The 22,206-nt window shown below is 32.0% G+C and carries 18 protein-coding genes and 2 pseudogenes; 18 read left to right on the top strand and 2 right to left on the bottom strand.

Annotation, left to right across the window (positions count from 1 at the left end; all coding sequences use genetic code 11):
* The first annotated feature begins 181 nt into the window (after positions 1 to 181).
* Positions 182 to 820 (top strand): relaxase/mobilization nuclease domain-containing protein, encoded by a 639-nt coding sequence (locus tag KAR67_RS02705; protein ID WP_032587458.1) that lies wholly within the window; start codon positions 182 to 184, stop codon positions 818 to 820.
* Here KAR67_RS02705 and KAR67_RS09605 read toward each other — a convergent pair.
* Positions 779 to 1,618 (bottom strand): GNAT family N-acetyltransferase, encoded by an 840-nt coding sequence (locus KAR67_RS09605; RefSeq protein ID WP_228761999.1) that lies wholly within the window; start codon positions 1,616 to 1,618, stop codon positions 779 to 781. The genes KAR67_RS02705 and KAR67_RS09605 overlap by 42 nt on opposite strands.
* A gap of 11 nt (positions 1,619 to 1,629) precedes the next feature.
* Positions 1,630 to 2,718 carry a CinA family protein gene (locus KAR67_RS02690; protein ID WP_002805021.1) on the bottom strand — a complete coding sequence of 363 codons (1,089 nt, stop codon included), beginning with the start codon at positions 2,716 to 2,718 and terminating at the stop codon, positions 1,630 to 1,632.
* A 90-nt stretch (positions 2,719 to 2,808) separates the two neighbouring features.
* Between KAR67_RS02690 and ileS the strand changes: the two genes are divergently transcribed.
* From ileS to KAR67_RS02615, 17 genes and pseudogenes are all read left to right on the top strand, one after another.
* Complete coding sequence (ileS, locus tag KAR67_RS02685; RefSeq protein ID WP_002831201.1) at positions 2,809 to 5,565, top strand: isoleucine--tRNA ligase; 2,757 nt, start codon at positions 2,809 to 2,811, stop codon at positions 5,563 to 5,565.
* Positions 5,558 to 5,680, top strand: a complete 123-nt coding sequence (locus KAR67_RS09600) for a hypothetical protein (RefSeq protein WP_002777045.1) — start codon at positions 5,558 to 5,560, stop codon at positions 5,678 to 5,680. Before ileS ends, KAR67_RS09600 begins: the two co-directional genes overlap by 8 nt.
* On the top strand, positions 5,677 to 7,044 hold the full coding sequence (gatA, locus tag KAR67_RS02680; protein WP_002841599.1) for an Asp-tRNA(Asn)/Glu-tRNA(Gln) amidotransferase subunit GatA: 1,368 nt from the start codon (positions 5,677 to 5,679) through the stop codon (positions 7,042 to 7,044). Before KAR67_RS09600 ends, gatA begins: the two co-directional genes overlap by 4 nt.
* On the top strand, positions 7,041 to 8,495 hold the full coding sequence (gene guaB, locus KAR67_RS02675; protein ID WP_170876502.1) for an IMP dehydrogenase: 1,455 nt from the start codon (positions 7,041 to 7,043) through the stop codon (positions 8,493 to 8,495). Before gatA ends, guaB begins: the two co-directional genes overlap by 4 nt.
* A complete protein-coding gene (xseB, locus tag KAR67_RS02670; protein ID WP_002777040.1) occupies positions 8,492 to 8,665 on the top strand; it encodes an exodeoxyribonuclease VII small subunit in 174 nt (57 codons plus the stop codon). Before guaB ends, xseB begins: the two co-directional genes overlap by 4 nt.
* Positions 8,658 to 9,437, top strand: a complete 780-nt coding sequence (locus KAR67_RS02665; RefSeq protein ID WP_002794130.1) for a carbon-nitrogen hydrolase family protein — start codon at positions 8,658 to 8,660, stop codon at positions 9,435 to 9,437. Before xseB ends, KAR67_RS02665 begins: the two co-directional genes overlap by 8 nt.
* Before the next feature lie 63 nt (positions 9,438 to 9,500).
* Positions 9,501 to 9,758 (top strand): hypothetical protein, encoded by a 258-nt coding sequence (locus KAR67_RS02660; RefSeq protein WP_002794128.1) that lies wholly within the window; start codon positions 9,501 to 9,503, stop codon positions 9,756 to 9,758.
* A gap of 196 nt (positions 9,759 to 9,954) precedes the next feature.
* Positions 9,955 to 11,469, top strand: a complete 1,515-nt coding sequence (locus KAR67_RS02655; RefSeq protein WP_002794126.1) for an LTA synthase family protein — start codon at positions 9,955 to 9,957, stop codon at positions 11,467 to 11,469.
* A 262-nt stretch (positions 11,470 to 11,731) separates the two neighbouring features.
* Positions 11,732 to 12,085, top strand: a complete 354-nt coding sequence (locus KAR67_RS09595; protein WP_162284678.1) for a type VI secretion protein VgrG — start codon at positions 11,732 to 11,734, stop codon at positions 12,083 to 12,085.
* A 16-nt stretch (positions 12,086 to 12,101) separates the two neighbouring features.
* Positions 12,102 to 12,293: pseudogene (locus KAR67_RS09590) on the top strand (hypothetical protein); the annotation flags it as partial.
* Positions 12,294 to 12,341: 48 nt separating this feature from the next.
* Positions 12,342 to 12,740: a hypothetical protein gene (locus KAR67_RS09880; RefSeq protein ID WP_318783793.1), complete on the top strand. Its 399-nt coding sequence runs from the start codon at positions 12,342 to 12,344 to the stop codon at positions 12,738 to 12,740.
* A gap of 178 nt (positions 12,741 to 12,918) precedes the next feature.
* Positions 12,919 to 14,217: a UDP-N-acetylmuramate--L-alanine ligase gene (gene murC, locus KAR67_RS02640; RefSeq protein WP_072219697.1), complete on the top strand. Its 1,299-nt coding sequence runs from the start codon at positions 12,919 to 12,921 to the stop codon at positions 14,215 to 14,217.
* On the top strand, positions 14,210 to 14,560 hold the full coding sequence (locus KAR67_RS02635; protein ID WP_002779109.1) for a hypothetical protein: 351 nt from the start codon (positions 14,210 to 14,212) through the stop codon (positions 14,558 to 14,560). Before murC ends, KAR67_RS02635 begins: the two co-directional genes overlap by 8 nt.
* A complete protein-coding gene (locus KAR67_RS02630) occupies positions 14,553 to 16,760 on the top strand; it encodes an endonuclease MutS2 (RefSeq protein WP_162284680.1) in 2,208 nt (735 codons plus the stop codon). The genes KAR67_RS02635 and KAR67_RS02630 overlap by 8 nt, the downstream gene beginning before the upstream one ends.
* 8 nt (positions 16,761 to 16,768) lie before the next feature.
* Positions 16,769 to 20,863 (top strand): annotated as a pseudogene (locus KAR67_RS02625) (N-6 DNA methylase).
* Between the two features lie 42 nt (positions 20,864 to 20,905).
* On the top strand, positions 20,906 to 21,607 hold the full coding sequence (locus tag KAR67_RS02620; protein WP_002853532.1) for an NAD-dependent deacetylase: 702 nt from the start codon (positions 20,906 to 20,908) through the stop codon (positions 21,605 to 21,607).
* Positions 21,600 to 22,202 carry a LysE family transporter gene (locus KAR67_RS02615; protein WP_002780291.1) on the top strand — a complete coding sequence of 201 codons (603 nt, stop codon included), beginning with the start codon at positions 21,600 to 21,602 and terminating at the stop codon, positions 22,200 to 22,202. Before KAR67_RS02620 ends, KAR67_RS02615 begins: the two co-directional genes overlap by 8 nt.
* Positions 22,203 to 22,206 lie beyond the last annotated feature (4 nt).

The following is a 22,206-nucleotide window of genomic DNA, read 5'->3' as shown; positions in this document are numbered from 1 at the left end:
GGAACAATTCACGAATCATCGGCTCTTTTTGTTTCGTATTTGAAAGAACAAACTCACCAAATAAAAAAAACGATATTCGGGTGGGTTATTTTGTTATACCCTAAATTACCCTCTGAGTAAGCACGACCTTAAAGACTTAAAGGAACGGTGCAACGAGCAGAGCTGGGAACAGGGCTTGCATGTGCCGGAGAAAGGAAAGACATTTGCTGGAGAAGTCCGGGAAGAAACGGTGGCATGGAGCAAAGACACCTACCAGCTTTTGAAACAGGCAGAGCAGGGAAAGGTCAAAAGCTATGTGCAGGATATTGCCCTTGCGGTGCTGGATTGTAAGGAAACAGCGACCAGCCGGGAAACCTTTATCCGGCTGATGAATGAAAGAGGGTACGGGGTGGACTGGCAGGACAGCCACAAGTACATCACATATACCGACTTAGCCAGGGAACAGGCAGGAGAAAAGGCTTGTAAAATCAGGGATAACAAGCTGGAAAAATACTACAATATGGATTTTGGAAAGGAGAGTATGGAGCATGAGTTTGAGAGAAATGCACGAACAGCAGAAGCAGAGCAGTCCAAGAGAGCAGCTTCAAGAGTTAAACCGACAGAGCCGGACAGAGCTGGAAAACAGTCTGCTCAAAGAAGCGTTGGCGATGTCGAGCGAGAACTGCGAGGAATTGATGAAGCAGTCAAATCAAGAACAAGTGAGGGCAGAGCAGAACAGGAAGCTCATCAGCGAGCTGAAGCAGAGCGTAGAGCTGCTGAAGAACAGCAACGAATTGCTTCAAGACGCTATATCGGGCGAGATTGGGAGCCTGAAAGATGAGGTTAAGGAAAACACCGTCCAAGAGGTTAGAAAGGCGTTACAGGCGAATATAGAGGCTATACAGAGGGCTACAAAGCTTCTTGAGAAGCAGTCTGATACACTTACGAGCGTGATGAAGCAGAAGATCCGGGAGCTTGAGGAAAGTAAGAACAGTTTTTTTAGATATGAGGGCTTGAAGTTGTACCTGTTTTGGGGCGGTATGGTCTGCAATATTTTAGTGTTTCTTATGCTGTTGTATGGTATGATTAGTAAGTAAAAAGAAATCGATAAATTAGAATTTGACGGGGAGGTCTCATGAGGACAGAATATAAACACAATCCGCCCATTCCATATAGTCTGCATGATATGCGGGTCAAAAAGATTATAATTCAAGATAAAACAATAGTCCTTGAATTCGAGGACGGATATGAAAAACTTACAGAACCTTTTGAACAGGTCGAGGGAAACATCACAATCGAAGGTGTGGATTTTGATTGTACCTGCGTTATATCCTTGATTTTTTGCCCAAATTTGGATTTTTTTCAAAAAAGCTTGACCTATACCTTTTCCTCTTAAAGTTTCATCTACGACAAAATCACAAATATAAAGACAATGATTATGATAAAGTACATTAAAGGGCATAACTCCACAAGCTGCTTTGAAAGCTCCCTTGTCTTCATATGCAAAAAGTTTATAATGTTGAGTTTTTTTAGCAAGTTGAAATTTTTCTAAAAAATCCTCTAAAGACAGATTATTTCTTAATTGTTTTATTAAGGGATAAATTTTTTCTAAGTCTTCTTTTAAATTAATTTCTCTCACTATCAATCCCTTTAAAATTCAAATATTTCAGGTTTTAATTTTAAAAGCAAGCAAAAAGTCGCTAAAGTAGCTTGTTTTTGCATAAATTCACGGTCGCCACTTAAATAAAGAGTTTCTTGGACGAATGTTCCATCTTTAAACATCGCTCCTATATAAACTGTGCCTGATTTTACCAACCCTTCATCTTGCTCTCCCGTAACACCGCTAATAGCTAGTGCAAAATCAGGTTTTGCGGTCTTAAAGATACCTTTAAGCATAAAATACACACAACGCTCGCTGTATTCGCCTTGATTTTCTAAAATGCTTTCACTAATACCCAACCATTCGTGTTTGATTTTATTAGAATAGCTTACGATAGAACCTTCAAAAATTTCACTCACTCCACTAAATTTTGTAAGAGTGCTTGCGCAAAGTCCGCCTGTGCAGCTTTCTGCAAAAGAAATTTTGATCTTTTTTTCTAAAAGTTTTGAAACGATAAATTGTATAGGATCTTTGCCTAAAAATACTTTTTGTCCAAAAAGATTTTTTACACTCGTTAAAAAACCATCTAGCTTGCCAAAATTAACACAACTTGCTTTAATAAGAGTAAGATTTTCTAATATCTTGCTTGATTTTATACTGACTTCGTAAGACTTGGTTAAGGTATCAAGCAGTAAAACAGCACTCTCATCATCTATGCCTAATAAACAAAAATAAGCAAAATTAGGAAAAATATCTCCAAGCAAAGGAGGAAGTTTTTGTCCTGGATTTGTTTTAATAACATTGATTTTTGAATTGATAAAATCACATATAAAACTATCCTTTTGAAAATAAGCTTTATCGGGGACTAGATTATCCTCTTTTAAGACTAGATTGTCTTCGCTTAGGGTGGCTAAAATTTTTGCTATGGTAGCATAGTGGTTTGGCGTGGTAAAAAGAGTTATGAAATCATAATTGTCTAGTAATTTTTCAAGCAAAAAGGGTAATTCTTTATCGGTTTTATTTTGAAAACGAGTTTCATGAATTTCTTTAAATTTATTTTCATAACTACGATAAATATAATCCTTAAAATTTTCATTCATTATAAGTTCATCACCGATAAGAAAAAGCAAATGTTTCATAATTTTTTCCTTTTTTATAGTAATTATAGCTAAATTTTAAATTATTTTGAGTAGAATTTAAGATTATAAAAACTTCATCTAGGTGGAACAATGGATTATAAAGATACCCTGCTTTTGCCAAATACTACTTTTGCAATGCGCGCTAATTTGGCAGAATTTGAGCCAAAGAGATTTGAAAAATGGTTTAGCAAGAATTACGCTTATGAAAAAATGAAAACAAAACGCAAAGAGGCGAAGAAAGCTTTTACTCTTCATGATGGCCCTCCTTATGCTAATGGACATATCCACATAGGACATGCTTTAAATAAAATCTTAAAAGAAACGATTATCAAAACGCATTATTTTAATGGAGAAAGCATTCGCTTTACTCCAGGTTGGGATTGTCATGGCTTGCCTATAGAACAGCAAGTTGAAATCAAACTTGGAGATAAGAAAAAAAGCTTGAGTAAAAAAGAAATTCGATCATTTTGTAGAGAGCATGCAAACGAATTTGTGAACATCCAAAGAGATGAATTTAAAAGTCTTGGTGTGATTGCGGATTGGGATAAGCCGTATCTTACGATGAAATTTGAATTTGAAGCGGCGATTTACCGCACTTTATGCGAGATTGCTAAAAAAGGTTTGCTTTGCGAGCGTTCTAAACCTGTTTTTTGGAGTTGGGCGGCTAAATCAGCTCTTGCTGAAGCTGAGGTAGAATACGAAGATAAAGAGGATTATTCTATTTTTGTGGCTTTTGACTTAGATGAGCAATCTTGTCAAAAATTGGGCATTTCAAAAGCAAGTGCAGTGATTTGGACTACTACTCCTTGGACTTTGGTGGCAAATCAAGCTATCGCTTTAAATCCAAATGAAAACTATGTTATCACTAAAGAAGGATTGATTTTTGCTAGTGCTTTGCTTGAAAGTATGATAGCTAAAGGTTTGACAAAGGGTGAAATTCAAAAAGAGCTTAATGCAAAAGAGTTTGAAAAATTAGAAGCTATCAATCCTTTAAATTCAAGAAAATCCATCTTGATTATGGGCGAGCATGTTTTAATGGAAGGTGGAAGCGGACTTGTACATACAGCTCCAGGACATGGCGAAGATGATTATTATGCTTGTTTGAAATACGATATAGAAGTGATCATGCCTGTGGATGATGGTGGATGTTATGATGAAACCTTACGCCACAAAGGACTCTTGCCATCTGATTTGCTTGATGAGTTTATAGGACTTCATATCTTCAAGGCTAATGAAAAAATTTTAGAGCTTTTAGGAAATCATCTTCTACAATCTTCTAAATTCATACACTCCTATCCATTTTGTTGGAGAACTCACAAACCTGTGATTTATAGAGCGACTAAGCAATGGTTTATTTTAATGGATGAGCCAAAATTAAAAGGCAAAACTTTAAGAGAATGTGCTAAAGAGCAAATTTTAAAAACAAAATTTTATCCACAAAGTGGAGTAAAAAGAATAGGCTCTATGGTGGAAAATCGTCCTGATTGGTGTATTTCAAGACAAAGGGATTGGGGGACGCCTATAGCTTTCTTTAGAGATAAAAGCACTAAAGAAGTGATTTTTGATGCTGAGCTTTTTGATTTTGTGGCAAATATATTTGAAAAACATGGAGCAGATGCTTGGTGGGAATTTGAAATTAAAGATTTAATACCACAAAATTCAAAATACAATGCAGACAATTTAGAAAAAGTTTATGATATTTTAGATGTTTGGTTTGATAGTGGAAGTACTTGGAATGCAGTTTTAAATAGCGGAATTTACGATGCAGGAGAGAAAAGAGCAAGTATGTATCTAGAAGGAAGCGATCAGCATAGAGGTTGGTTTCAAAGCTCTTTGCTTGTAGGAACAGCTATCAATGAATTTGCTCCTTATGAAAGTATCTTAACCCATGGCTTTACCACGGATGAAAAAGGGCAAAAAATGTCAAAATCCAAAGGTAATGTTATAGCTCCTGAGTATGTAGCTAAAACTTATGGGGTGGAAATTTTAAGACTTTGGATACTTTTGAGTGATTATTCTACTGATTTAAAAATTTCAGACAATATCTTAAAACAAGTAGGCGAGCAATACCGAAAAATAAGAAATACCATAAGATTTTTACTTGCAAATACTAATGACTTGGAAAATTTAGAAGTAGAGGAATTTAGCTTTATAGATAAATGGATACTGACTCGTGCTACACGCGTATTTAAAAGTGCTAAAGAAAATTTCTTAGCCTATGAATTTGCAAAAGGTTTTAATGTGCTTTTAAATTTCTTAAGCGCTGATTTAAGTGGAATTTATCTTGACATAAGCAAAGACAGGCTGTATTGTGATGCTAAAAATAGCAAGCGCAGAAAATCCGCACAAGTGGCAATGGCTTTAATCGCTAGAGAACTTTTAAATTTATTAGCTCCAAATTTAACCTATAGTGTAGATGAGGCTTTAGAGCATGCTAATAGCTTGATAAAAGGCGATGCTAAGGATGTATTTGATTTGAGCTTGGAAGAAAAATTTGAATATGATTTTAATATAGATGATGAATTTTTATTGAGCGTGCGTGAGAAATTCTTTGAAAATATCGATATACTAAAAAAAGACAAAGTGATCAAATCAACATTAGAACTCAATCTTGACACAAATTCAAAACTTTTAAATTCTATACCTAAAGATGAATTAAATGATTGGTTTATGGTAAGTTTTGATGAAAATTTACAGGGTGAAGTTTTGTGTGAATTTGAAGTGGAGAATGAGAGCTTTAGGATTATGAAAGCTACGCTTTGCAAATGTCCTAGATGTTGGAAAGTAGAAAGCGCTAAAGAGGATGAGCCTTGCATGCGTTGCGCTGAGGTTTTAAAACATGCTTGATAATCCTATCCCCAATTCCATTATTATCGCTACTATAGCAATCACCGCTATTTTTTGTGCAGTGGCGGTTGTTTTTATTAAAAATTTGGCAAAGAAACAAAAGGAAAAAGAATGATAACCTTAAAAGAAGCTTTGAAATACTCTAAAGAAGAGCTTGAAAATCTAAAAAAAGAACTCAATGATAAGGCTAAGAAAGAAAATAAAATAGGTGCTTATATAGAGCAATTCTTAGGTAAAGACTTAAGCGATGGGGGTGAAGGTATACCTATAGCGATTAAAGATAATATCAGTGTAAAAGACTGGGAATTAACTTGCGCAAGTAAAATTTTACAAGGATATGTAGCTCCTTATGATGCTACTGCTATTAAAAATTTAAGATCTAAAGGTTTTAGTCCTTATGGACGGACTAATATGGATGAATTTGCCATGGGAAGCTCAAGTACAACTTCATTTTATGGAAAAACCCTAAATCCTTTAAATTTCGCTCGAGTTCCAGGTGGTTCAAGTGGTGGTAGTGCTGCTGCCGTAGCAGGTGGTTTGGCTTTGGCTAGTTTGGGTAGCGATACGGGTGGTTCAGTGCGTCAGCCAGCTGCTTTTTGTGGTTGTGTGGGGTTTAAGCCTAGCTATGGAAGAGTGAGTCGATATGGGCTTGCTTCTTATTCTTCAAGCCTTGATCAAATAGGCGTTTTAACGCAAAATGTAGAAGATGCAGCTATTCTTTATGATGCCATTGCAGGTTATGATAAGATGGATAGCACAAGTGCGAAAGTAGATTTTACCCCTACTGCTCCTAATTTAAATGCAGAGAAAAAATTAAGAATTGCTGTGATAGAAAATTATGTCAACGAAGCAAGCGCTGAAGTAAAAGCCGCGCTTTTAAAAAGTATAGAGATGTTAAAAGCAAATGGACATGAAATTGTTTATAAAAATATGCTTGATTCTAAGTTTGATATCGCAGCGTATTATATCATCGCAACAGCTGAAGCGAGTGCAAATTTAAGTCGTTATGATGGGGTGCGTTATGGAAAACGCTCGCAAAATACAGAAAATCTTAAAGATATGTATATTAATACTCGTAGCGAAGGTTTTGGTGAAGAGGTAAAAAGAAGAATTTTACTAGGAACCTTTGTTTTAAGCAGTGGTTATTATGATGCTTATTATATAAAAGCACAAAAAGCTAGGGCTTTTATCAAGGCAAAATATGAAGAAATATTACAAGATTGTGATCTTATTTTTATGCCTGTAACTCCTACAACGGCTTTTAAATTTGATACTCAAAAAAGCCCTATGCAAACTTATTTAGAAGATGTTTATACTATCTCTGTAAATTTAGCAGGACTTGGGGGTATTAGTGTGCCTGTGGGCGAGGATAAAGAAGGGCTTAATATCTCAGCCCAGCTTATTTGCAAGGCTTATGATGAGCAAACCTTGCTAGATGGAGCTTTAAGTTTAGAAAAAATTATAAAGGAAAATAAATGAATATAATTAAGCGCGCTTTGACTTTTGAGGATGTACTTTTACGCCCTTGCTACTCTGAGGTTTTACCTAAACAGGTAAAAATTCACACCAAACTTACTAAAAACATCACTTTAAACATGCCTTTAATCTCTGCTGCTATGGATACAGTGACAGAGCATAGGGCTGCTATCATGATGGCAAGACTTGGCGGACTTGGTGTAATTCATAAAAATATGGATATAGCTTCTCAGGTGAGAGAAGTTAAAAGAGTGAAAAAAAGTGAAAGCGGGGTGATCATAGATCCTATTTTTGTAGGTCCTAAAGCAAGTGTAGCAGAGGCTTTGGAAATCATGGCAGAGTATAGAATTTCAGGAGTTCCTGTGATAGATAGCGATAGAAAGCTCATAGGCATTCTTACTAATCGCGATTTGAGATTTGAAAATGATTATTCAAATTTGGTTGAAAATGTAATGACTAAGGCTCCTTTGATCACAGCTCCTAAAGGGTGCACTTTAGATGATGCAGAGAAAATTTTTAGCAAAAACAAAGTAGAAAAACTTCCTATAGTTGATGAACAAGGACGCTTAGAAGGACTTATCACCATAAAAGATCTTAAAAAACGCAAAGAATATCCAGATGCAAATAAAGATAGTTTTGGAAGATTGCGCGTAGCGGCTGCGATTGGAGTAGAGCAAATGGATCGAGTAGATGCTTTGGTAGAAGCTGGAGTAGATGCTGTAGTTCTTGATTCAGCGCATGGGCATTCTAAAGGTATCATTGATACAGTAAAAAGCGTTAAAGAAAAATATCCAAATTTAGATTTAATCGCGGGCAATATCGCTACCGCAGCTGCTGCAAAAGCACTTTGTGAAGCAGGCGCTGATGCTGTTAAAGTGGGTATTGGCCCAGGAAGTATTTGTACTACGCGTATCGTTTCAGGAGTAGGTGTGCCACAAATTTCAGCCATTGATGAATGTGCTATGGAGGCTAAAAAATATGGTGTTCCTGTGATCGCTGATGGAGGGATTAAGTATTCAGGTGATATTGCAAAGGCTTTGGCAGCGGGTGCGAGTTCGATCATGATAGGTTCTCTTTTGGCAGGTACTGATGAGAGCCCGGGTGAGCTCTTTACCTATCAAGGAAGACAATACAAATCCTACCGTGGCATGGGATCGATAGGGGCTATGCAAAAAGGAAGTTCAGATAGATATTTTCAGCAAGGTACTGCTCAAGATAAACTCGTTCCTGAAGGTATAGAAGGGCGTGTTCCTTATGTGGGAAGTATAAGAAGCGTGGTGCATCAACTTTTAGGAGGACTTCGCTCTTCTATGGGTTATGTGGGTGCTAAAGATATAGAAGATTTTCAAGCAAGGGCTGAATTTGTTGAAATCACAAGTGCGGGACTTAAAGAAAGCCATGTTCACGATGTAACGATAACTCATGAAGCACCAAATTATAAGGTAAATCAATGAGTTTTGAAGAAAACTTAAAAAATGCAAACGAATCCTTAGAAAAGCTCAATGATAAAGAATTAAGCTTAGATGAAAGTGTGAAAATTTATAAAGAAGGATTAAAAAGTATTGAAAAAGCAAGGCTTGCTCTTGAAAAAGCAAGGCTTGAAGTGGAGCATATCGATGAGTAAGATTGCTGCTTTGCAGTTTCCGACTTTAGCATTGAGCGAATCAAGGCTTGATTATTATCTAAAAGCTTCTAAGGATAGTGGAGCAAATTTAGTCGTTTTGGGCGAATATGTGCTTAATAGTTTTTTTACAGAGCTTTTGGCTATGCCAAAGTCTATGATTAAAGAGCAAAGCGAAGCTAAAAAAGAAAGCTTGATTAGGCTTGCTAAAAAACATGAGCTTGAAATCATCGCTCCTTATATCAGTGTAGAAACTAAGGGATATAAAAAGCTTTGTTTAAAGGTCGCTCCTAACCATATCAAAACCTATGAACAGCAAGTTTTAATGCCTTATAATCACTGGAATGAGGAAAAATTTTTTAGCAATAAAATCAATAAGGGCAACTTAAAACTTTTTACTTTTAATCACGATAAATTAAAATGCGCTTTGCTTTTTGGCTTTGAAGTACATTTTGATATTTTTTGGCAACAAATTATGGCCAAAAAGATTGATTTAGTTATCGTTCCTAGTGCTTGCACCTTTGAAAGCAAACAAAGATGGGAAGAGCTTTTAAAAACAAGAGCTTTTTTAAATTCTACAAATATCTTAAGGGTAAATCGCATAGGCACTACAAAAGATGAATGGAGCTTTTATGGCGATAGTATGCTTATCAATGCTTTTGGAGAGATAGAAAGCAGACTGGGCTCTGAAGAAGAAATGCTTATCGTAGAACCTAAAAAAGCAGATGAAGCTAGAAAAATTTGGGCTTTTGATAAGATAGTTAAAAACTTTTAAGACTAATTTTATTAGATATATAAAAATTTTTTACATAATGTGATTTTATTTTAAAGGATAATAATGAGAAAGATTTTATTGCAAATTTTTTCTTTTAGTTTTATTTTTATGGGAATTTTTGCTTTGGTTAGGTCTTTAATGGTAAAAAATTTAACCAATGAAAGTGAAAATAGCCTAATGGTGTATATGTATGGATTAGGCCATGATATGAGAACTTTTAGTGCTATTTTTTTACCTTTATTTTTGTGCGGTTTATTTTCTTATATAGGTTTAGCCTTTAAAAATAGAAAATATAATATCATGGGGGGGGGTAATCTCTAAATTTTATTTCTACCTTTCTAGTCTTTATATAGCTTTTATATCTTTTATTGTTTTAATTTCTACTTTTATACATTATTATTATTTTCAACTCTATGCGAGTAAAATTGATATTTTTATTTTTGGTTTAAAAGATGACGATACTAAAGCTATACTATCTATAGTCTTTTCTGATTATCCTATTATAAGAATGCTTCTTTTGGCTGTGATTTTTAGTATATTTTGCATTTGGATCAATATTAAAATTCTTAATTTAAAATTAAAAGAAATACAAATAAAGCCAATATTTTTTATCTTTTTAAATATTTTACTAATCTATGCTTATGTTGTGGCATTGCGAGGACATTTTACTTACAATGCCTTAAGGGTTTCAAGCTATGAATTTAGCACTATAAAGGCTTTTAATGAAATTTCAACAAATCCTTTGATGGCTTTTTCTTGGGCATATAAAGAGTACAAAAATCAACAAGAATTTAAAAGTGTAGATACAAAACAGCTTAATCAATTAGAGGAAAAACTTTTTCCTATGTTTGACACTACTTTACCACATCAAAATCATGCCAAAAATCACATTTATGTTAATATCATGGAAAGTTTTGGTTTAAATTTGGCGGAGTTTAGCACTAAAAAAATTGATCTTTTTGGAAACTTAAAAAAACATTTTGAGCAAGATATTGTTTTTACTAGGTTTTTATCTAGTGCAAATAATACTATAGAAAGCCTTAATCGTTTGATTTTTTTAAGCCCAAATACTATTTCAAATGGTTTATATCAAAAAGAAGAGTTGGCCTTCACACCTTTGCAAATTTACAAAAACGCAGGATATAGAATAATATTTGTTTATAGTGGTAATGCTTCTTGGTATAATCTTGGAAATTATTTTAAAAATCAAGGTGCGGATCAAATCATAGATGAAAATACACTTATGCAAGATTTTCCACAAGCTAAAGAAACAAAACATAAATATGGCATAGCTGATGAGTTTATGTATAAAAAAATATATTCTATTTTTGAAAATGCTAAAAGTCCCACGCTTGTCATCTCTCTTAGTATTTCCACTCATAGGCCTTATATACACAAAAGTAAAAAACAGCTTATTGATACAGAAAATCTAGATGAAAAAATATTAAATCAATTTATTATTGATAATTCCACAGAAGCTTTAAATACTTATGCGTACGCAAATGATGAATTTGGAATGTTTTTAGATCGCATAAAAGAAAGTAAATTTAAGGAAAATATTATTATTGCTGCTACAGGCGATCACAGGTTTAGAGATATTAAGATGGATATAAACTCTCAAAAAGCTTTTGCTTATAGTGTGCCTTTTTATTTATATCTTCCAAAGTATTTAAAAAATGATATTTATTATGATAAAAACCGCGTAGGTTCACATAAGGATATTTTTCCAACGCTTTACAATCTTACTCTTAATAACACAAAATATTTAAGCCTAGGTGGAAGAAATATGCTAGCACCTATAAAAAATCAAAAATTAGAATTTGGTTTCAATGAGGTTGTTTGGATTGATCAAGATGGAGTATATGATGGAAATAAAGGTTATTATTTTGAAAATAATGCTAGTATAAAAGATACAAATAAAGCTTTTGAGTTAGATTTATATCATAAGAATTTTTCAAAAATTTATAAAGAGTTGTTTCAAAAACAATTAAGCTATAGATTGGTTAATTTAAAAACTAAAAACAATGAATAGATTTTGTATTTAAGGGTTTTTCTATATTTTTTAATAAAAAAGTATTAAAGGCTTAAATAATGAAAAATATCCATTTTATCGGTTAGGTGGTATAGGAATTTCCGCTTTTGAAAAATTAGTAGGATTAAGCAATACTTTAAATGTAGGAGTAGATAATAAAGTAAGAATAGCTAAAAACTCTCATGAGTTTGTAGGAGAAAACAAAGACATAGAAATAGGTGCTAATCAAAATACTATTATCCATAAAGATGAGATAAGGAATGTGAAGGGAGAAAATAAATTATTAATAGAAAAGTCTTTAACCCAAACAATAGAAAAAGAATTTTTCCTTAATGTTCATCAAAATTTATCCGCCCATATACAAGATAACACATCTTTAAAGTCTAATTCCATGCAAACAAAGATAGAAGAGCAATATTCTTTAGAATCAGACAATTCAACTTTTGACTTTCAAACAGATTGTGAAGTAAAAGCAGGCAATCAAATCCTCCACCAAGTAGGCGATACTCAAATTGTTACTAAGGGAGATTGTGTTATAATTAAAGCAGGTGGAGTTGAAGTAACTATAGATTCTAATGGACTTGTGGTTAGAGGTGGAGAGATTAAGGTAGAATGATAACTCGGAGATAAAAATGAGCCAAACAAACAATAACACAGAAATCAAAGAGCAAAACACTCAAGATGAAATCATTTGGGAAGGAAAAAAGGATATACCTTCGTTTTTGCTTTATTGGATAGCAAATATTGTATTTTTATGTTTTATTCTTTATTTATTTCCTAGAATATTTAACAAAGAAATAGATTATAAATGGTTTATAGTTTTTTTTACATTTCTTTTTGGGTTATATATACTTGTAAAAAATATCTATCAAATGGCAAATATTAAAAGAATTTATATCACAAAAGAAAAACTTGTGATTGAGTATTATATTAAAAATGATTTGGTTTTTCCTTTAGGAACTTTTTTTGTGTATTATCGTAGTTCGTCAGTTCCATCCATAGCAAATCCAGGAGATATAGTGATATACACCTTCGGAGATAAGGCCAAAGAATACCTTGAACCTGGTTTATTCAGTGATGGCGATGATCCAACAAAAGGTTGTTTTGGAAGAATTAATGCCATTATAAAGCCTCATGTAATGCCTTATTTATTAAGCTTAGGTGATGAAGAATTTGAAAAAATCATTTCACATGTAAGCGGTTATAACAAAATTAATACCACTTTCCTTAAAGAAGCAATGGAACTCAGAAAAGAGAAAAAAGATGAATGAAAATAATACACAAGGAAATGAAAAATTGATTTTTTTAAAAATGAAATGATTTGGGAGTTAATAAAGAATATATAAATTTTTAAAAATAATGCTTTTTTATAAAGTTTTAAGAGCTTTTTTATATTTTTATTTTAGTAAAAAAGTGTTAAAATTTAAGCTTTACAATACAAAGGCTTAGATAATGCAAAATATCCATTTTATCGGCATAGGCGGTATAGGAATTTCCGCTTTAGCAAGATTTTTAAAAGAAAAAGGCTTTAAGATTAGCGGGAGTGATCTTAAAGAAAGTAAAATCACTAAAGAACTAGAAAAAGAAGGGGTTAAGGTCAGTATCCCTCATCATAAAGACAATATTTTAAATAAAGATTTAGTTATTTATTCTGCCGCTATCAAAGAAGAAAATTCTGAATTTAAATACGCTAAAGAATTAGGCATTGAATGCCTTTCACGCAAGGAGGCCTTACCTCTTATCTTAGAAGATAAGCGCGTTTTTGCAGTTGCAGGAGCACATGGAAAAAGCACAACTTCAAGTATTTTGGCTTCTTTGCTTGATGATGCTTCTGTGATCATCGGAGCGATTTTAAAAGAATTTGGTTCAAATATGATTTATAAAGAAAGCCAAAACCTTGTTTTTGAAGCTGATGAGAGCGATAGTTCTTTTTTAAATTCAAATCCTTATTTGGCTATAGTTACTAATGCAGAAGCAGAGCATTTAGATCATTATGGCAATGAAGTTTCAAAACTCCATCATGCTTATACGCAGTTTTTAGATGTGGCTAAAATTCGCGTGATTAATGCTGAAGATGAGTTTTTGAAAAATTATAAAAATGAGTCAACCAAGCTTTATCCGAGCAAAGATATCAAAAACTGCACCATGTGTATAGAAAATTTCAAACCTTTTACAAGCTTTGAGTTGAAAGATTTAGGTGAATTTAAGGTTTTTGGCATGGGATATCATTTAGCCCTTGATGCGTCTTTGGCGATTTTGGCGGCTTTAAATTTCTTAGATATAGAAACGATAAGAACTAGGCTTAAAAATTATCAAGGTATTAAAAAGCGTTTTGATATTTTACATGCTGATGAAAATTTGGTTTTAATCGATGATTATGGTCATCATCCTACCGAAATAAAAGCGACTTTAAGCGCAGCACAAGAATACGCAAAATTAGGTAGATATAAAAAAATTACAGCCATTTTTGAACCTCACCGCTACACGCGTTTGGCTACAAATTTAAAGGAATTTGCAAAGGCTTTTGAAGGTGTTGATGAGCTTGTAATTTTACCTGTTTATGCTGCAGGAGAAGAGCCTATAGAACTTGATTTAAAAGCGGTTTTTCCTAAGGCTTTATTTGTAGAAGATATCAAAAGAGAGGGTAAATTTTTAGTAGCTTCCAAGGGACAGGTTTTTGAAGAAGGGCTTATTATAGGTTTTGGTGCAGGAGATATCAGTAATAAATTAAGGCAAAAAAATGAGTAGGTTTTTTTTATATCTTTTAATTATTTTAATTTTAGCCTTAATCACTTTTGCTTTGCGTGAAAAATTAGGCAAAAAAACTAAACCTTTTTTTGGTATTTTGCTTGTGATTTTTATTGTTTTAGCAGTATTTTTTGAATTTGAAAACACGCAAAAAAGTCATTTAAGAACAGATATTATCGTAGCTTTTAATCAAAATAAAAATATTTTATGTAAAGATATAAATATCTCTAAAGCTTATTTTAATTACGAATTTGGGACAGGAAGCTTTATATCAAAGGATAATAATCAAAGCTTTAATTCGTTGATTATCGATATTAGAGATTGTAGGTTAAACGATGAATGAGATCAAAGAAGAATTACTTTTAAAACTTGATTTAAATACTTATTTGTATGAATTTAAGTCTTGTTTTGCAAGGGATAAAGAAATTTTTTTACAGGGGGATTCTCACCTTCATTTTAAGCGTATCAATGAGCTTTGCGAGACTGAATTTCCAAATTTGCCCGAGCTTTCAAATTTGGATAAGGCTTTGGTACATTTAAGCAAACAAGGAGTTTTACATTTAGATGAGATTTTTGAATTTGTAAAAATTTTTCGCTATTTTGAAAAGATCAAAAAGCTCAATTTAGGCAGCAATTTAAATTCATGGCTTGAAAAGATTGAATTTGTCAATGGAATTTTAGATCTTTGTGAAAAATTTGATGAAAAGGGCGAGTTAAAAGAAAACTTAGATGAAAGATTGGTAAATATCAATACAGCTCTAAGATTAAAAAATGAAAGCATAATAGCTGAGTTTAAGAAATTTTGCTATACAAAAGCTTTAATGCCTTATCTTATCGATACACAAATCCATCTTATAAACAATCTTGAAGCCTTGCTTGTAAGAGGGGGGTTTAATTACGCTATTAAAGCAAAAATCATAGGTAGAAGTAGTGGGGGAGGATTTTACATCGTTCCGCTTAGTGTTGAAAATTTGCAAAATGATATAGAAAAAATCAAAAATCAAAAAGAAGAAATTTATTATGAATACGCTAAAAATTTCTCAGCTTTTTTAGCAAAAAATCTACCTTTTTTAAAATTTATCAATACAGCCTTTGATCTTTTTGATCATTATAGTGCTAGGGTTTTGCTTGCTAAAAAAAGGGATTTTGAATTTGTTTTGTGTGATCAAAGTACGGATTTAGTGCTTAAAAATTTCGCCCATCCTGCCTTAAAAAATCCAAAAAGCGTGAGTTTGGAATTTAAAAAACAAGTTTTAATCATCACAGGGGTAAATGCAGGCGGAAAATCCATGCTTTTAAAATCCATGCTAAGCGCAGCATTTTTAGCTAAACATCTTTTGCCTATGCATATTAAAGCCAGTGAAAGTAAAATCGGTACTTTTAAAGAATTTGATGCCATCATAGAAGATCCGCAAAATGTTAAAAACGACATTTCAACTTTTGCAGGAAGAATGTTGCATTTTTCTAGACTTTTTTCTAGGAAAAATTTGCTTTTAGGTATCGATGAAATAGAGCTTGGAACAGATTTTGAAGAAGCGGCTTGTTTGTATAGTGTGTTGATTTCAAAACTCATAGCTAATAATCTTAAAATCATCATTACTACACACCACAAACGCCTTGCCATGCTTTTAGCAAAGAATGAGCAAGTTGAACTCATTGCTGCTTTATATGATGAAGAGCTTTCACGCCCAAAATATGAGTTTTTAAAAGGTACTATAGGAAAATCTTATGCCTTTGAAACCGCTTTGCGTTATCAGATTCCGCCGAATTTAGTTGGCGAGGCTAAAAAGCTTTATGGCGAGGATAAAGAAAATTTAGAAGAGCTTGTGGGCAAAAATATCAATCTTGAATTAGAACTAAAAGCTAAGCTTGAAAATGTCGAGAAAAAAGAGCAAAAAGTCGATGAAATTTTACTTTCCTTAAAAGAGCAAAAAGAAAAAAATGAACAAGAATTTCGTACGAGTTTGAGAAATTTAGAATTTAAATTTCACAAAGCCATAGAAGAAGCTAAAAAAACCATACAGCTTAAAGATATGAAAGATAAGCAAAGAAGTCTTAATAAAGCCAATGAACTTAAAAAAGAAATCATCTTGCCAAGTATGGAGCAAAACGAAGAATTGCGTGTGGGGGATTTTGTAAAATATGAAAAAATTAAGGGCAAAATTATAAGCATTTCTAAAAACGATGCCATGGTTGAAAGTGATGGGATCAAACTTCGTGTGCCTTTAAAACTGCTTAAAAAAAGCACTCCTACACCTAAAATAAGTCCAAAAACAAGCATTAGTGTGGCAAAACCGACTAATCTTAGCGTTAGCTTGGATTTGCACGGGCTTAGGAGTGATGAGGCTATTGCTAGACTTGATAAATTTATTTCAGATGCTTTGCTTGCAGGCTTTGATGAAGTTTTAGTTTACCATGGTATAGGAACAGGAAAGCTTGCCTTTGCTGTAAGAGAGTTTTTGAAAACTCATAAAAGTGTCAAGGGCTTTAATGACGCACCGATCAATCAAGGTGGCTTTGGTGCTAAGGTGGTGAGATTATAAGGAAATAAATGATTACAAAAGATAATTTAAAACAAGTTCTAGAAAACTTAGGCTTTAAAAATAAAAATGAAAATTATGTAAAAACAATCAATAATTACACACTTTTAATAGATTATAAAAACCAAAGTATTAATTACCCAAAAGAAATAAAAATTCACGATAAAACTACTTCTAATTTTTCACACCCTGAAAATTTTGTAGTTTTTGAATGTGTGCATAGACTTTTAGAAAAAGGTTATAAGGCTGAACATTTAGAGTTAGAGCCAAAATGGAATCTTGGCAGGGATAAAAAAGGTGGTAAGGCTGATATTTTAGTAAAGGATAATGAAAACAATCCTTATTTGATTATAGAATGTAAAACCACAGATTCTAAAAATAGTGAATTTATAAAAGAATGGAATAGAATGCAAGAAGATGGCGGGCAGCTTTTTTCTTATTTTCAGCAAGAAAAAGGTGTAAAATATCTTTGTCTTTATACAAGTGATTTTAGCGATAAGTTAGAATATAAAAATTACATCATACAAGCTTACGATAACGAAGAATATCTAAAAGAAAAGGAATTACAAAATTCTTATAAAAAATCTAATAACAATATAGAACTTTTTAAAACTTGGAAAGAAAGTTATGAACTGCAATATTTTAAACAAGGTATTTTTGAAGCAAATGTCAATGCTTATAAAATTTTAGAAATTACTCCAACTTTTGATAATCTTAAGGAACTTAAAGAAGAAGGTAAATATCACGAATTTGCAAAAATTTTACGCAAGCATAATATATCAGGCAAGGAAAATGCCTTTGATAAACTTGTAAATATTTTTCTTTGTAAAATCTATGATGAAACTTTTAATAAAAACAATCTCAAATTTGGATATTTTGGTGTAATGGCAGATACTTATGCAAATATGCAAGATAGATTAATGTGGCTTTATAAAGAAGCTATGAAAGAATTCTTAGGAGAGAAAATTACCTTTGTATCTAATGAAGATATAGAAAAAGACTTTAAGCAATTAAAGATAAAAACTTTAAAAGAAGTAATGCAAAATTACATCAAAGAATTAAAATTTTATTCAAATAATGATTTTGCATTTTTAGAAGTGCATAATAAAGAATTATTCTTAAAAAATGCACTTGTATTAAAAGAAATAGTAGAGCTTTTTGCAAATTACAAGCTTACCCAAAACTCTACAAATCAATTTTTAGGCAATCTTTTTGAACTTTTTTTGCAAAAAGGTATGAAGCAAGATGAAGGGCAGTTTTTTACCCCTATTCAAATTTGTGAATTTATTATGTATTCTTTACCGCTTCAAGAAATGTTAAACAAAAGCTCTAAAGCTTTAAGGGTGATTGATTATGCTTGTGGTGCTGGACATTTTTTAAACACCTATGCCAATGAGCTTAAGCGTTATCTAACAGAAGATGAGCTTAAAGAGCATTATAAAAATATTTATGGTATTGAAAAAGAGTATCGCTTAAGTAAGGTTTCTAAGGTATCAAGTGCAATGTATGGGCAAAATGAAATCAATATTTTATACGCTGATGCACTTGCTTCTTTTGAATTAGCAAATACAAATAATTTAGAAGGAGAAAAAGCAAAACCACAAATAGAATCAAATAGTTTTGATTTGCTTATAGCAAATCCGCCTTATTCTGTAAAAGGATTTTTAGAAACTTTAAGTGATAAATCTAAAAATACTTATAAACTTTTCAACGATGATATAAACATAGAAACAAATAATTCTATCGAATGCTTTTTTTGTGAGCGAGCAAATCAAATTTTAAATGATAATGCTAAAGCTGCTATTATCTTACCAAGTTCTATTTTAAATAAAGATTCTATTTATAAAAATACAAGAGAAATATTATTTCAAAATTTTGATTTTATTGCCATTGTAGAGCTAGGTAATCAAACATTTGGAGCAACAGGGACAAATACGATTATTTTATTTTTACGCAAAAAAGAAACTTTTAAACAAGAAAATCATCTTATTTCTCAAGATTATAGTTTGATTAAAGAACGCATAGAAGCTGAAAATTTAAAAGACAATGAAAGCTTTTATCAAAATTATCTAAATACGTATTGTGATTTTAGAAAATTTGATAAAGAGCTTTATAGCAATTTTTTAAATGGAAACTTAGATTCTAAACTTGCAGAGTTAGAAGCCTTTAAAGATTATCGCAATGCATTTAGGCAAACAAGTGATTATAAAAAACTTAAAGAATCTAAAATTTATAAAGAAAGCGAAGATAAACAAAGTTTAGAAGATAAAGCCTTTTTAGCTTATGCTCAGGCAATAGAAAAGGATAAATTGCTTTATTTTAGTCTAAGTCTTAATCAAGAAGTTTTAATCATAAAATCCCCAAGTGATATAAAAGAACAAAAGAAATTTTTAGGTTATGAGTGGAGTAATAGAAAAGGTGATGAAGGTTTAAAAGAATTGCACGAGCCTTATTTGAGCCCACTTTTTGAAAGAGGCAATCCACAAAATGAAACTAAGCTTAATACTTTAATCTACAAATCTTTTTTAAATACGCTTGATGTTATCCCGCAAGAATTGCAGATTTATGCTACAAAAGCAAGGCTTGTTGATATGATGGATTTTGAAAAAGTGGAATTTAATAAAGCTATAAGTTTAAATCCTAGCAATTCAACGCAAAGTGAGATGTCTAATCCTTTTATAAATTCTAAATTTGAGTTAGTAAGACTTAAAGATTTTGTATTAGATATTCAAACCGCAAAGCGTCCTAGTGGTGGTGTCGGCAAATATGAAAACGGTGCACTGAGTCTTGGTGGAGAACATATAGACAATAAAAGTGGGTATATCAAATTAGATAATCCTAAGTATGTACCAATAGAATTTTATGAAAGTTTTGCGTTGCAAGATAAAGGAATTGTAAAACAATTTGATATTTTAATATGTAAAGATGGTGCATTAACTGGAAAAATTGCAATGGTGCGTAATGAATTTATTAGGAAATCTGCAATGATTAATGAGCATATTTTTTTATTGCGTTGTGATAATATAGCAAAACAAAAATATTTATTTTATATATTACATTCTTATAGTGGACAACAAGCTTTAAAATCTAAAATTACAGGTTCGGCTTAAGGCGGAATCAATAAAACAAATTTAGAATCTATTTTAATACCAAATGCAGACTTTGAGATTCAAAAGCAAATCGTGGCAGAATGTGAAAAGGTAGAAGAGCAGTATAACACAATAAGAATGAGTGTAGAAGAGTATCAAAATTTAATCAAGACAATACTTCAAAAATGCGGTATTATAGATGATGGGGGGGGGTATGAGCTAAATTCTATTTTAGAAAATTTGCAAAAATTAGAATCTAAACTTGACTTTAATCTTTTGCTTTCGCTAATTGAAGAACAAATTAGTCATTCTGAAGTATTAGTTGAAGAAACTCAAAGCAAGGAAAGAAAGCAAGATTTTAATGCTTTTAAAAACTTTTCTAAAACCATACAAGAGCTTTTACAAACTCTCTCAACTCCACCAAAAGATGGCTGGAAGAGAATTTCTTTAAAGAATGAACAATATATAGAACTTAATCCTAGCAAAAAAGAAATATCAAAACTTGATGAAAATATGCTTGTCTCATTTATAGAAATGGCTAGTGTTTCAGATAAGGGTTATATTCAAAGTAAGATAGATAGGTCATTAAACGAAGTAAGAAAAGGCTACACATATTTTATAGAAAATGATATTTTGATTGCAAAAATTACTCCTTGCATGGAAAATGGTAAATGTGCTATCGCAAAAAATCTAACAAATAACATAGGTTTTGGTAGCACAGAATTTCATATTTTTAGAGCAAAAACAGGGCTTGATAGTAGTTTCTTATTCTATAATCTAAATCAACAAAATATAAGAGAAAAAGCAGCTCTTGCTATGACTGGAGCAAGTGGACACAAAAGAGTTCCTATAAGTTTTTATGAAAATCTTACAATCCCACTCCCACCGTTAGAAATTCAAGAAAAAATTGTTCAAAACATTGAATTAGTGGAACAACAAATTGATTTTCTTAATCTTAAATTAGAATTGTTAGAAAAAGAAAAAGAAAAAATCTTACAAAAATATTTATTTTCTTAAAGCATTTTTCGCTAAACTTTGTAAATTTTATAAGGTTTAGCTATGAAAAACATTATGATATTAAGCGGAGCGGGTTTGTCTGCTCCAAGTGGGCTTAAAACTTTTAGAGACAATGATGGACTTTGGGAAGAATATGATGTGATGGAGGTTTGCTCTGCAACAGGTTTTAGAAAAAATCCTAAAAAAGTACTTGATTTTTACGATGCAAGAAGAGCGCAACTTCAAAATGTAAAGCCAAATCACGCCCATGAAAAAATCGCACAATTAAAAGAAAAATGGGGTAAAAACCTTTTTGTTATCACGCAAAATGTAGATGATTTGCTAGAGCGTGCAGGGTGTAAAGATGTAGTACATTTGCATGGCTTTTTGCCTGAACTTCGCTGCTTAAAATGCGAAGAAATTTTTAATATAGGTTATGAAAAAATCACAGATAAACAATGCCCAAAATGCAAAAGTAAGGATTTAAGACACAATATAGTCATGTTTGAAGAGCAAGCTCCTGCTTATGCTACGCTTTATTCTTTGTTAAATCAAACTTCGCTTTTTATCAGCATAGGCACAAGTGGGGCGGTTTTGCCTGTAGGGCGTTATGCTTCAATGTGCGAAAAAAGTATTTTAAATATCTACGAAAAAGATGCGAATTTAGAGCGGTATTTTGATAAAATCTATATAGAAGATATTATAAACGCTATTGATAAAATCGCACTTGATATAGAAAATTTTATGAAAGATGGCAATGTTTGATTCTTTTTTAAGTGGAGTTTTTTTGGGCTTTGGAGTGAGTGTGCCTTTTGGACCTGTAAATATTTTGATTTTAACTTATGCACTAAAAGCTTTTAAAAATTCCATAGCTGTAGGACTTGGAGCATTTAGTATAGATATGCTTTATCTTTTTTTGCTTCAATTTGGGCTTTTAAATTTCTTAGATAATGTCATTTTTATGCGTTTTTTGGCGATTTTTGGTTTTTGTTTTTTAACTTATATGGCTTATTTGATGTTAAAAAAGAAAAATGAAGATTTGCATTTGGATCAGCATAAAGATTTTAAAGAAAGTCTTTTAAAAAGCTATGTTAAAGGTATCATTTTAAATGGCTCTAATCCTTATGTGATAGGTTTTTGGCTTAGTGCTACAGGCATAGTTTTAAGCAATCAACACGCTTATTCTACGATACTGGGGCTTGTTGTTGCTATTCTTTTTTGGATAGGTGCTTTAGCTTTTGTTGTCGCAAAATACAGCTATCTTTTTAGTGCAAAGGTGATTCGTATCATCAATATAGTTTCAGCTTTGATTATAGAGTATTTCGCTCTGAGTTTATTATACAAAACTTTTATAGGATAAAAAA

It is taken from the genome of Campylobacter sp. JH32 (genome assembly GCF_017846535.1).
GTDB lineage: Bacteria > Campylobacterota > Campylobacteria > Campylobacterales > Campylobacteraceae > Campylobacter_D > Campylobacter_D coli.
The sequence above is the reverse complement of the archived record's forward strand: the minus strand, read 5'-3'. Positions and strand labels throughout refer to the sequence as shown.